The following is a 12563-nucleotide window of genomic DNA, read 5'->3' as shown; positions in this document are numbered from 1 at the left end:
GCGGGCCCGGAACTCTCACGCTTGCCCTGGCCGCCCGGATGCGGGAAGTCATCGGGGTCGATCCGGAACCGGAGATGCTCGCGGAGGCGGCACAGCAGGCGGATCGCGCCGGTGTCCGTAATGTGCGCTGGGTGGCGGCGGCCGCGGAGAACCTTCCGTCGGACCTCGGTCGGTTTCAACTGGTGACCATGGGCCGTTCGTTCCACTGGATGGACCGGGACCAGGTGCTGGCGACGGTCGCCGGCATGGTCACGCCGACCGGCGGATTCGTGATCGTCAGCGATTACGGCCTCGACCGGCCCGCCACCGACTGGCAGCGAGCGATCGAACAAACACAGGCGAAGTTCCTGGGAACCGTGCGCCGCGCCGGCAGCGGCGTCGTCGTGCCGACCATGGAATCCCATGAGATCGTCGTGAAAAGATCTCCGTTTCGGCGGGTCGAACGGATCCTCTACGAATTCGAACGACGGTGGACGATCGAACAGGTCATCGGCTATCTGTATTCGACCTCGTTCCAGGTTCGGGGGCTGCTGGGCGCCCGGCGAACCGCCTTCGAGGAGGAGATCACCGAGGCGCTGCGCGTTTGCTCTCCGGACAACAAGTTCGTCGAGCTGGTCCAACTTACGGCGGTATTCGCATCGCTTGGCACCTGATCGCCGGCTGGCCTACCCGGGGTTCCTCACCCAGCCGGGATGGGGAACCCCGCCGCGGACCTGCTGCGCGAATCGGACGCCTCCGTCGGATCGGTGGCCCGCCGCGTCGGTTACGGCAGCCCGTTTGCGCTGAGTACCGCCTTCCGCCGCCAGTACGGCGTCAGCCCCCGCGACCACCGCGGGGTGACGCGGCTCCACGCGAGACCGTTAGGGTTGTTGCCAAGGGTTCGACGTCGAGATGTGGTGGGACTGTGGTTGATCGCCGGGACTGGATGGCCAAGGCCGCGGACGAAGCGATCGAGCGGGCGCAGCGGCGCCCGGGCGGCGAGAAGGTCGTCTGCGCGTCGGGGATCAGCCCGTCGGGGCCCATTCACCTCGGCAACCTGCGGGAGATCCTCGTCCCGCACCTCGTCGCCGAGGAGATCCGGTCCCGCGGGGTGCCCTGCGAGCACATCCTGTCCTGGGATGACTACGACCGGCTGCGCAAGGTGCCCGCCGGGGTGCCTGCCGACTTCGCCGAGCACGTCGGCCGGCCGCTGACGGCCGTCCCCGACCCGTGGGGCGAGTTCCCGAGCTGGGCGGAGCGGTTCAAGGCGCCGTTCCGCGACGCGCTGCGTCGCCTCGGCATCGAGGTCCGCGAGATCAGCCAGACCGAGATGTACCGTTCGGGCGCCTACGCGGACGGCATCGCCCGGGCGATCGCCGCCGCCCCCGCCATAGACGGCATCCTCGGCCGGTACCGCACGCTGCAACCGTCGCCCGTGGCAGCACCCGCCGGCTCGGATCCTGCTGGCTCCGGGTCGGCTGGCTCTGGGTCGGGCAGGGCCGGTTCCGGTGGCCGGGCTGGGCGCGGCGGGCGCGGGGGAGCGGCGGCGGCAGGGGAGGCCCCGCCGGCGGACGTCGACGTCGCCGCCGACGAGGGGGCCGACGACGACGAGGGTTCGGCCTCGGCGTCGGCCTACTTCCCGTTCCGGCCTTACTGCGAGGACTGCGGCCGTGACACGACGGCGGTGGCCTCCTTCGACCCGGTAGCCGGCCAGGGCGACTACACGTGCTCCTCCTGCGGCAACCGCGGCCGCTTCGACGTGCGCGGGCCGGCGAACGGCAAGCTGGTGTGGAAGGTCGACTGGCCGATGCGCTGGGCCTTCGAGAGCGTCGCCTTCGAGGCCGGTGGGGTGGACCACTCCTCGCCCGGGTCAAGCTTCACCGTCGGCGGCCACATCGTCCGGGAGGTGCTCGGCGGCGAGCCACCGGTGTACCTGCCGTACTCCTTCGTCGGGGTCCGCGGGCGGGCCAAACTCTCCGGGTCGGAGGGTGGGGCCCCCACCCCGGCGGATGCCCTGCACATCCTGGAGCCGGCGATCGTGCGCTGGATCTACGCCCGGCGCCGGCCGAACCAGGCCATCACCGTCGACTTCGGCGCGGAGGTGCTACGCGTCTACGACGAGTGGGACGCGCTGAACTGGCGGGTCGACGACGGCGCGGCCGAGCCCGCGGAGGTCACCGTGGTGTCGCGTTCGCGGGGGACCGTCGGGGGAGGCCCGGTCGATGCGCCGCGCACCGTGTTCCCGTTCCGGCTGCTGTCGTCGATCTGCGACATCACCGCCGACGATCCGACCCAGATCCTGCGGATCCTGCGCCAGGCCTGCGGCAGCGACGCGTCCGGTGGAGGCGAAGCCGGCGGCACGGGGGAGGCGCCGTTCACGCTCGACGACCTCCAGCCGCGGCTGGACTGCGCGCGGGCCTGGACCGGCGAGCATGTGCCCGCCGAGCAGCGCACCATCGTGCGGACCGAGCCGGACCGGGCGGCACTGGCGGGCTTGAGCGCCGACGAGACCAAGGCCCTCGCCATCCTCGTCGACGGCCTCGAGGAGGACTGGTCGCTGGACGGGCTCACCACGCTGACCTACGCCGTGCCCAAGCTGCTGCGCGGGCTGCCCGCGGACGCGCCGGCCACCGCCGAGCTCAAGCAGGCCCAGCGCGGGTTCTTCGTTCTGCTCTACCGGCTGCTGGTCGGCAGGGACACCGGCCCGCGCCTGCCCACGCTGCTGCTGGCGGTCGGCCCGGAGCGGATCCGTTCCCTGCTCGCCGGCGGCTGAGAGGCTTGGACTTCTCGGCCGCGGGCCGGCCGCATCCCGAGCGATGACCCGCCGACGGCCACGGCCGGCCAGGCGCCCGCGAGGAGGAGCCGGTCAGCTGGTGCCGGGTGAGGCGGGGCCGAACAGCTTCAGATAGCGCTTCGAGGACTTGGGGTTCAGATCCGGTTTGAACAGCGATGACCGGACGTTGGCCGGCTCGGAATTGTTGTAGTACGCCTCATATGCCAGATTCGTGGCATTCGCGGCGAAGGTCTCGTGCATCTTCTGGATGTAGAAGGGGTTGTCGCCGCCGCCGCCCTCCGACCGGACCACCCCCCACTCCGGGACGGCGAACTTCTTGCCGTGATCGTGAGCGAACTGGATCACCGTGCACAGCCCGGACCGCTGATGGCACTGGCGGTTCCAGCTCTTCTCACTGACCGACGCGGGATAGTGGTCGTAGGAGTCGATGCTGACGATGTTGACGTACTGGTCGCCGGGATAGGCGTCCCACACGTCCCGCCCGCTCCCGGGCAGCTTGTCGGTGTGGGCGTTCATGTTCCAGTCAATCTTTACGGCCGGTGCGGTCGAGCGCAGCGCGGTCACGGTCCGGCGAAAGCACGTCTTCCAGGTCTCGACATTGCGTACGTGCCAGTACATGTAGTCGCCGTTGAGCTCCCAGCCGAGCCGGATGTAGGCGTCGGCGCGGCCGAACTTCGTCAGCGTCGTGCCAAACGTGCGCCAGTAGTTGTCGTAGGCGCCGCTGGCGCAGGTCGCCTCGTTGCCGTCGCGGGGGAACGGCGGCTGCGCGATCGACAGCTCACCGGGGAACTTGTCCCGGGTGAAGGCCGACGTCGGCCAGTTCGCCGAGACCATGTTGTACCAGTCCCTGCGCTCGGTGAAGACGATCGCGAGCCCGGTCTTGCGGCCGGTGAACGTCTGCCAGGCGTTGACGTCGGCGGGGTAGTTGCCGTTGGTGCCGGACACCCAGTGCACCCCGCTGGGACCGGGCTCAGGCTCCGACGAACCGGAGCACGCCGCGAGCCCGACGGTCAACAGTGCGGTCACCATCAGCAGGGCCAGGGAAAGACGCGTCCGCCCGCCTTTCACGTTACGAAAGGCCTGCGTAGGACCGGTGCAGCGGGAGGCGGGGTCGCACCGGCCCCCGGCGCCGAGGACTGGTTGGTCGACGCCGGCGACGAGCGCCCGGCCGCGGGCGCGGCGGAGGTGGCGGCGCCGCTCGCGGAAACGGCCCGGGGGGAGGTGCCCGACACCAGTACGCCCGGTTCCGCGGTGCCCGCGGGGATCCCGCTCGCCGCGCCGGCGGGCCTCGCACCCGCCGGCGCGGTCTGCTTCGTCGTCGGTCCCGTGGAGCTCGCGTTCCGCGACGCCATCCAGGCGCGGACGCCGTCGGCCTCCGCGGGCCAGTCGTGGCCGGTGACGAGCGCGGGGCCCAGCTCCATGTGCGTGGCCAGGGAGGGCGCGGGGACCAGCAGGGTCCGTCGCCGTCGCTCGGGCCGAGCCAGCGCGACCGCGTTCAGGGTGGCCCGCAGTCCGGTCAGCGCCGCCCGGCGGGCCATCCGCGCGGCCGCCGTCGCCGGTTGCACCTTGGGTGGCTCACCACCCAGCTCCGGCAGGCGGAACGGTTGGAAGCCCTGCAACGTCAGGCACGTCGCGCGGTCGAAGGCGCCGCCGACGAAGGGGATCGAGCGCAACAGCAGCTCATCTTCGACGAGGGTGCCGACGCGCAGACCAAAGGTGCTGGTCGTGGCGGCGGTGCGAGCCCAGGCCACCCCCTCGATCAGCGGGGCGTGCTCGTGAACGGCGTCGTCGGTGATCTGTGGGCGCCGACGGGTGGAGGTGGGGGAGAGTCGCGACGTGCCGTAGAGAGTGAAGTATTCGATGCTCGGAAGGGCGGCGGCGGCGGAAACCAGCGCGGACAGTGAGTTCTCTGTGTACAGATAGTCGTCTTCCGCGAGCCACACCAGATCGTCGGCGGCCCAGCGGCGCAGCCGGGGCATTCGGAGGACGTGGCGGTACGACGCGCGATTGCTGCCACACGCGACCGGGATGATCTCGCCGGCGTCCGCCATCATCGAAAGGCGATCCGCCGGCATCGGACCGTCGTTGACGAAGACGATCGTCGTCGGGATCTCGACTTGCTCAACGGCGCGCAGAAGAGACGCGAGCGCCAGCTGCTTGCTGTAGAACGCTGGCCGGTTCTTCGCGTTCTCCGAACCAACGGATCGATACAGGATGCGCAGATTCATCTCAACCCCCCCCGCCTGGCCCGGGGCCAGGCGGCAATCACCGGAACGGTCTCGACGCTGGTCGAGATCCTACCTATATGTTCGCCGCCCCCCGACGGGCCGGTCGTGATCTGAAGAATTTCTGGGCGCCCACCGTCGGGGCCGGGCACGGTCCGCCTCATCCGGGCTCCTTCGATCCGGCGGGCTCCGCTCCGGCCGGCTCCTTGGCGGTGGCGTTGGTGGCGGTGGCGCCGTCCGGTTTCGCCTCGCGGGCGACCCGGCGGACGAGGAAGAACCAGTACGGCACCGTGATCCAGAACGCCGCGATGTAGCCGACGACCGCTCCCGTCCCGCCGCCGAGCTCCAGCCCGATGATCGGGTAGGCGAGTAGCTGCGGGGCCAGGACGGCGTTCGCGCGGAAGGTGAGTTTGGCCTGGCCCATCGCGTAGAGCATGCACGCCGGTCCGACCGTCGCCGCTGGCCCCGCCTGCTGCACGATCGACAACGCCAGCAGGTGGTGGGTCTGCCCCCAGGTGTCGCCGAGCAGCGAGTGACCGATACTCGCCGGCAGGAACAGGAAGACCGTTCCCCAGATCACGCCGACGGTGACGATCACCCCGGACAGCGTGTAGGCGGCTCGCAGCCGTGCCCCAGCGGACATGTCCTTGCGGCGGGAGAACTCGGGGATCGCCCAGCTCACGATCCCGACCGCGAGGATCGTCGTCGGCCCGAGCAGGGTCTGCACGCCGCGCAGCGCGCCGACGAGGTCGATCGCCCCCAGGGTGCCGAGCAGCAGCGTCGAGGCCTGCTGGGCGCCCTGGACGGTGAGGTACTCGGCGCTCATGTAGCCGTTGATGTCGCGGTGCTCGGCGATCCAGGACCGGGCCTGGTTCGTCGCGGGCCGGAAGCCGGCCTGAAAGATCCCGAGGACGGCCGCGACGGCTGCCGCCCCGCCCCAGGCCAGCAGCATCGCCCATGAGGTCGACACATCGCGGACGATCAGCAGGAAGATCGCCCCGATCTGGACGATCGCCCAGATCCCGTCGTTGGCCGCGGCTGCGGCTGGCCGGCCCTCGGCGAAGAACACCTGCCGCCAGGCGTCCTGGAGCAGCAGTGCCGGGAACACCAGGCCCATCGCGATCAGGGAGTTGCCGACGCCGCCGCCGAGCGCGAGGCCGACGACCAGCGTCACCACCCCGGAGAACAGCCCGATGACGAAGGCGGTCCCGGTGCCCGCGGCGCCCGCCGCCCGGAACACCTGGGGGGACACGTCCGCGAACTTGATGCCCAGCGGCGCGGTGCCCGCGGCCTTCGAAAAGCCGATCATCAGGGAGAAGATCGCGAACGCCACGCCGAACGCGCCGAACTCCGACGAGCTCACGCTGCGGGCGATGATGAACGACATCACGGCGTTCGTGCCGCTGGAAAGCACCTGGTCGACGAGCGTCCAGATCGCCCGGGAGCGGCTTGATCCGCGAGTGGTCCGCTCGACCCGGTGCCGACCGCCCGAACCGGCGTCCTCGCTGAGGTCCGCGAGCCCGTAGTCGGCCGGCTCGACGCGGTCCGCGACGGCCGTCCCACCGGGCACGCCCGGGCCGCCGGTCGCCGGATCCGGTCGGTTGAGCCCACCGAGGAAGAACTCCCCGGTCATCGTGCCGTACATCGGGATCAGGCCCTCGGCTATGGGCGCGTGTGGGGAGCGAAAGTTGTCCGGCCCGGGCACCCGACGCCCACGCAGCCCGCGGATGATCTGCGTCCGCTCGTGGTCGAACGGCTCCACCCGGCGCGCCGGGTCCGGTTCCCGGGAATCGCGCTCGCCCGCGGGTGCCTCGCCGCGCGGGTCCCAGGCCCGCCCGGCGGTGGGCTCGGAGTCCCGGCCCAGTCCAGAGCCGAACTCGCGGCCGTGACCGTATCCATGCCCCTGGCGGTGGCCCGCGGCGGCCTCTGAGTCTCCGAGTCGCCCGCGTCGCGGCCCGTTTTCGGCGCCCTGGCTGCGGTCGGGGCCCCGGCGGCGGTGCGGATCCCGGCTGCGGTCGGGGTCCTGGTGGCGGTCGGGGTCCCGGTGGCGTTCCCTGGCCCGCTGGGAGCGGCCAACGGAGTACAGGGCCGGATCTCGGTCCAGCTCGCGGCCATGGTGATGGTCTCGACCGGGGCCGGTGCCCGCGGCCCGGCCGTCCTGCCTGGCGCCGGGGCTGGTGTCCCGCCCACCCCGAGGATCGCTTTTGGCCCGGTGGCTGTCGGTGACGTCGGGCATGCCGAGACGGCGGCGCAACGCGGCCAGCTCGGTCGTTGCCGTGAATTCGACCGGAGTCGCCGGACTGGGCGATGGCCGGCCCGAGCGCTGGGGAGGGGGCCCCGCCGGCCGGTCCTCGCCGACGGGCTGGTCCTGGTCGGCGGGCGCGGCGGCCGGATCTGAGGGCGGCGTGGCCGAGCGACGGGGCCCCGACACGGTCAGGCGCCGGGTCGTCTGCGTGGTGGGACCCGGATCGGCGCGGGTCACCGGGGATCGCCCGCCTGGCTGCGGCAGGCGCGGCCGGCGGTTGGAAGGCGGACCATCCTGATCATCATCGGATGGGAATCCGTGGCCGGACTCATCCATCCACCGCCGACCGTCCTCTCCATGCCGCATCAACCCGATCCCGACCGGCGCATCTCGCCGGAGACTGCCGGGGCTCTCGCTCGGCGAACCCGGGACGGGTCCACCGCAGCGCCGTATGCCTGGCAGCCAGCACGTCGATGGTAGCCCGATATGGGTGGCTCACCCGGGCGGGGCGGGCCGGATGTGCCGCACCCGACCGACGCCGAGGGCGGGGTAACGGCGCGATTCTCTCGCACAGCGCCGGACCTACGGGTGCCGGCGGCGCAGCGTCACCGCGGCGAGGCCGAGGGCCGCGACGGTGCAGCCGACGACGATCACGAGGTCGCGGGCAAGCCAGTGGTCGAACTGCCGCGACGTCGACAGCCGGGCCATGGCGTCGACGACGTAGGTCATCGGCATGACGGTGCTGATCGCGTCGAGCGCCGGCAGCATGTCGTGCCGCGGCAGCAGGATGCCGCACAGCATGAACTGGGGGATCAGCGCCGCCGGGATGAGCTGCACGGCCTCGAACTCGGTGCGGGCGAACGCGCTCATCCACAGGCCGAGCGTGGTCCTGAGGAAGGAGCTGAGAATGGCCGCCACGAAGAGCATGGGGGCCGATCCCCGCACGGTGAGGCCGAGCGCGCCGACGGTCAGCGCGGTGGCGAACGCGGCCTGCGCCGCGGCGAGCACGGCGAAGGCCAGCCCGTAGCCGACGAGCAGATCCCCACGGCCGACCGGGGTGGTCAGCAGCCGTTCCAGGGTGCCGGAGGTGCGTTCGCGCAGCATCGCGACGGACGTGACGAAGAACATCGTCATGAGTGGGAAGATCCCGAGCAGCGCCGGCCCCACCCGGTCGAAGGTGTCGGGGGACCGGTTGAACAGCAGCCGCAACGTCAGCAGCAGCAACAGGACCAGCGCGAGGGTGCGGCGGTCGCGGCCGAGCTGGCGCAGCACCCGGATGGCGGTGGCGTCGGTACGGACCGCGTCGAGGGGTTTGCGGCGCGGGCAGGTCGCGACGTCGGGGGGATGTCCCCGGCTGCGGGAAGCGGCGTGTCCCGATCCCGGTCTGAGCGTCGGTGGAGCGTCGTCGGCGCCGTCCGCCTCCCGTGTCCGTCGACGATGGAGGGCCATCCCGGCGGTCCGGTGCCTCGACGAGGCGCAGGAAACCCTCCTCCAGGTCGGTGCAGTCGGTGGTGGCGAGCAGGTCGGCGGGCGTGCCCTGGGCGAGCAGCGTCCCCTCGTAGAGCAGCAGCAGGCGGTCGCAGCGGATCGCCTCGTCCATCACATGTGAGCTGACCAGGATGGTCATGCCACGCGCGGCGAGCTGGCGGAAGTCGGCCCACAGCCGCCGGCGCAGCAGCGGGTCGGCCCCGACGGTGGGCTCGTCGAGGACGAGCAGGTCGGTGCCGCCGATCATCGCCACGGCCAGGGACGCCCGCGAGCGCTGGCCGCCCGAAAGATGGTTGACCAGTCTGGAGGCCTGCTCGGTCAGGCCGACGTGTGCCAGCAGCGTGTCGAGGTAGCCGGGTGCCCGGGTGGGATCGTCGGGGTCGTCGGCCTGGGCCAGCGAGGCGAAGTAGCGCAGATTCTCCCGCACGGTCAGGTCGCCGTACACCGACGCGGTCTGGGCGGCGTAGCCGACCCGGCGGCGCAGGCAGGCGTCGCCGGCGGCGTAACCGAGGACGCGCAGGTCCCCGTCCACCCCGCCCTGCACCCCGACGATCCCCCGCAGCAGCGTGGTCTTCCCACCGCCGCTCGGTCCGATCACCCCCGTCACGCTGCCTCGGGGCACGGTGAACGTGACCCCGTGGATGACCTCGTGGCCGCCCCGCCCGTGCCGGCGGGCCCCGCGCCGGATCCGCACGTCGGTCGCGGAGACAGCTGCGGCGTCGACGAGCGCGCCGGGTGGGGTGTGCCGAGCGGCGACTCCGGCCACGTTGGTCACGCTCGGGGTCGGTTCCAATCCGGAGTGCACTCGCCGCATCCTGCCAACGTCGCGTCCCGATCCGGGCGATGTCCGGCCCGGCGAGTTCCGATGCCGGTCCCGTGCACGCGCTGCGGGCGCATCGCGTCCGGGGCCGGATGTGTGGCGGCTTCCGGTGGCGGCACCCCAGCGGCGGACGAGCCGAACCGCGGCCGGCGCACTTCGAGCAGGCCAGCGCGCTCGTCACCGAGGAGATGGCCGCCGCCTTCGCCGGCTGCGGACCGGACAACGGTGGTTGGCGACCAGGCGCAGGTTGGCAGTGAAGGACAGGGCGGCCTCGGGCTCGTCGAGGCGGTCGGCCAGGTGCAGAGCCGACCTCATCGCGGCAACGTTGCCGACGATCTCGGTCGCGTTGCGGTTCGCCGTGCTCCCGAGTTCGGCGAGGGCGATCGTCCTGGCTCCTGCCGTGAGGTTCTCGATCCCGGACGATGACGCCGACTCGGAGCGGAGCAGGACGGAGACGAAGGACACCGCCTCCAAGCCGAGTTCCGCCCCCAGGCGGGCTCCTCGCCTTCTCCGTCCGAGGCACCGACCGGCGACGGATCACCCCTGCGACGCCGGAGGCACGCATCCGCTGGTACACCCACTCTCCGGCGACCTGGGAATACCTGCTGAGCTGCAACGGCTTCACGGACATCCGTACCCGGCATACCGACGCCGAACTGTCACCGCAGACGCTCATCATCACGGCTCGGACGGACCCGACGAGTGGCCGAACGCGAGTGCCGGCATGAGGGGCGGGCCGGATTCGTCAGGGAGCCCTTCGCGGGTCAGGTGCGGTGAGGGAGGAGTTCCTGGACCTTGGTGCGCAGGCCGGCGGAGATGATGCCGCGGCGGTTCTCGTCGCCCTTGAGGAGGGCTTCGGCGGTGTCCTTGGCCCGCTCGAACGTGGTGTGCGGCGGGATCGGGGGGAAGCCCGGGTCGGTGCGGACGTCGAGGATGGTGGGGCGGTCGGCGGCCAACGCGCGGTCGCAGGCGGGGCCGAGCTGGCCGGGCTCGTCGACGGCCACCCCGTGCAGGCCCACCGCGCGGGCGAAGTCGGCGTAGGACACCTCGGGCAGCGTCTGCGACTCGGTGAACTTCGGCGCGCCCTGCATCGCCCGCATCTCCCAGGTGACCTGGTTGAGGTCGTTGTTGTGCAGCACGGCGATGACGAACCGGGGGTCGGCCCACTCGTGCCAGTAGCGGGCGATGGTGAGCAGCTCGGCCAGGCCGTTCATCTGCATGGCGCCGTCGCCCTCGAACACGACGACGGGGCGGTCGGGGTGGCCGAATTTCGCGCCGATCCCGTACGGCACGCCGGGGCCCATCGTCGCGAGCGTCCCCGACAGCGAGCCGCGCATGTCCCCACGCAGGCGCAGGTCACGGGCATACCAGTTGGCCGCGGAGCCGGAGTCGGCGGCGAGGATGGTGTTGTCGGGCAGCCGGGCGGAGGCCTCCCAGAACAGCCGCATCGGGTTGATCGGCTTGCCCTCGACGTGCGCCTCCCGCTCGACGGTCTCCCACCAGCGGGCGACGTTGCCCTCGATCGTCTCCGGCCAGGAGCGGTCCTCCTTGCGGTCGAGCAGGGGCAGCAGCGCCCGCAGGGTCGCCGCCGCGTCCCCGACCAGGTTGATCTCGTACGGGTAGCGCATGCCGATGTAGCGGGCGTCGATGTCGATCTGCACGCCGCGGGCCTGGTGTAGATCGGGCAGGAACTGGGTGTACGGGAAGCTCGAACCGACGGTGAGCAGCGTGTCGCAGTCCCGCATGAGTTCGTAGCTCGGCCGGGTGCCCAGCAGGCCGATGGCGCCGGTGACGAACGGCAGGTCGTCGGGTAGCACGTCCTTGCCGAGCAGCGCCTTCGCGACGCCGGCGCCGAGCCGGTCGGCGACCTCGATCAGCTCCGTCCGCGCGCCGCGGGCGCCCTGGCCGGCGAGGATCGCCACCTTCTTCCCGGCGTTGAGCAGCTCGGCGGCCGCCCGCACGCCGGCGTCGTCGGGGGACACCGCCGGCCAGCGCACCCCGAGGCTGGACGGCACCATCTTGAACGCGTGCGTCGGCGGGGAGTAGTCGAGCTCCTGCACGTCCGCGGGCAGGATGACGCAGGTCGGGGCCCGCTCGGCGAGCGCGACCCGCAGGGCCCGGTCCAGGACGTTGGGCAGCTGCTCGGGGACGTTGACCACCTGCACGTACTCGCTGGCCACGTCCTTGAACAGGCTGAGCAGGTCGACCTCCTGCTGGTAGGAGCCGCCCATCGCGCTGCGGTTGGTCTGGCCGACGATCGCGACCACCGGGACGTGGTCGAGCTTGGCGTCATACAGGCCGTTGAGCAGGTGGATGGCGCCCGGCCCCGAGGTCGCCGCGCAGACCCCGACCTTTCCGGTGAACTTCGCGTACCCCACCGCGGCGAACGCGGCCATCTCCTCGTGCCGGGTCTGGATGAAACGGGGCCGGTTGTCGGCCCGCCCCCAGGCGGCGAGCAGCCCGTTGATGCCGTCGCCGGGATAGCCGAACACATGCTCGACGCCCCAGGCGCGCAGCCGAGCCAGGATGAAGTCGCCCACGGTCTGGCTCATGAAGCGGTTCCTCTCGTCGCACGTCGCCGGTGCCAACGCCGGTACGAGGGGTGCTCTACCCGCGCCCGGCGCCCAAAACCGGCTCCTGTCTCGCCCGGTGTCTCGCCCGGCCGAGCGTGGCGTGGCTGCCGCAGGCCGCGGGGTTCCGGCCGGTTCTGTCGATGGCCGGTCATAGGCTGCGCCCGAGCGCGACCGGCCGTCGCGTGGCTGGAGCGGCCCGTCCTGTCCGCCGCCGTGAATGGAGTACCGATGTCGGAGTTCACCGGTTCCCCCCCCGGAGGCCCTGGTCTTCTACGACGGGCTGGAGGCCGACAACAGCAAGGCCTACTGGACAGACCATCGCGAGACATATGAGAAGGCCGTGCGCGGCCCGATGGTCGCCCTGCTCGATACCCTGGAACCCAGGGCCCCGGGAAGATCGTTCTAGGTTGCGATCTGCTACGCGGAGTATTGGCCCCGT

At 71.7% G+C, this 12563-nt stretch carries 9 protein-coding genes and 2 pseudogenes; 4 read left to right on the top strand and 7 right to left on the bottom strand.

What is annotated here, in order from left to right; all coding sequences use genetic code 11:
* From G6R25_RS15720 to lysS, 3 genes and pseudogenes are all read left to right on the top strand, one after another.
* Nucleotides 1–653 (top strand): class I SAM-dependent methyltransferase (locus G6R25_RS15720; RefSeq protein WP_163553555.1); only part of this gene is annotated, 653 nt, incomplete at its 5' end.
* Between the two features lie 51 nt (nt 654–704).
* Nucleotides 705–833: pseudogene (locus tag G6R25_RS15715) on the top strand (helix-turn-helix domain-containing protein); the annotation flags it as partial.
* 71 nt (nt 834–904) lie between these two features.
* Entirely contained in the window at nt 905–2752 is a 1848-nt protein-coding gene (gene lysS, locus G6R25_RS15710) for a lysine--tRNA ligase (RefSeq protein ID WP_235948633.1), read from the top strand.
* A gap of 93 nt (nt 2753–2845) precedes the next feature.
* Here lysS and G6R25_RS15705 read toward each other — a convergent pair whose 3' ends face one another.
* The 7 genes and pseudogenes from G6R25_RS15705 to G6R25_RS15680 all read right to left on the bottom strand — a co-directional run bounded on the left by G6R25_RS15705 (nt 2846) and on the right by G6R25_RS15680 (nt 12103).
* Nucleotides 2846–3718 carry a glycosyl hydrolase gene (locus tag G6R25_RS15705; RefSeq protein WP_235948631.1) on the bottom strand — a complete coding sequence of 291 codons (873 nt, stop codon included), beginning with the start codon at nt 3716–3718 and terminating at the stop codon, nt 2846–2848.
* Nucleotides 3719–3837: 119 nt separating this feature from the next.
* Entirely contained in the window at nt 3838–5001 is a 1164-nt protein-coding gene (locus tag G6R25_RS15700) for a hypothetical protein (RefSeq protein ID WP_163553550.1), read from the bottom strand.
* 157 nt (nt 5002–5158) lie between these two features.
* Complete coding sequence (locus G6R25_RS15695; RefSeq protein WP_235948629.1) at nt 5159–7480, bottom strand: hypothetical protein; 2322 nt, start codon at nt 7478–7480, stop codon at nt 5159–5161.
* A 345-nt stretch (nt 7481–7825) separates the two neighbouring features.
* The gene (locus tag G6R25_RS27420; protein WP_235948627.1) at nt 7826–8692 is read right to left on the bottom strand and encodes an ABC transporter permease; all 867 of its coding nucleotides are present in this window, start codon (nt 8690–8692) and stop codon (nt 7826–7828) included.
* 304 nt (nt 8693–8996) lie between these two features.
* Nucleotides 8997–9545: pseudogene (locus G6R25_RS31655) on the bottom strand (ATP-binding cassette domain-containing protein); the annotation flags it as partial.
* A gap of 183 nt (nt 9546–9728) precedes the next feature.
* A complete protein-coding gene (locus G6R25_RS15685; protein ID WP_205447153.1) occupies nt 9729–10016 on the bottom strand; it encodes a hypothetical protein in 288 nt (95 codons plus the stop codon).
* Between the two features lie 299 nt (nt 10017–10315).
* Complete coding sequence (locus G6R25_RS15680; RefSeq protein ID WP_163553548.1) at nt 10316–12103, bottom strand: thiamine pyrophosphate-requiring protein; 1788 nt, start codon at nt 12101–12103, stop codon at nt 10316–10318.
* Between the two features lie 238 nt (nt 12104–12341).
* Between G6R25_RS15680 and G6R25_RS15675 the strand changes: the two genes are divergently transcribed.
* Nucleotides 12342–12530: a DUF2461 family protein gene (locus G6R25_RS15675; protein WP_235948625.1), complete on the top strand. Its 189-nt coding sequence runs from the start codon at nt 12342–12344 to the stop codon at nt 12528–12530.
* Nucleotides 12531–12563: the final 33 nt, after the last annotated feature.

It is taken from the genome of Candidatus Frankia alpina (genome assembly GCF_902806485.1).
GTDB lineage: Bacteria > Actinomycetota > Actinomycetes > Frankiales > Frankiaceae > Frankia > Frankia alpina.
This window is presented reverse-complemented; position numbering and strand designations above follow the sequence as displayed.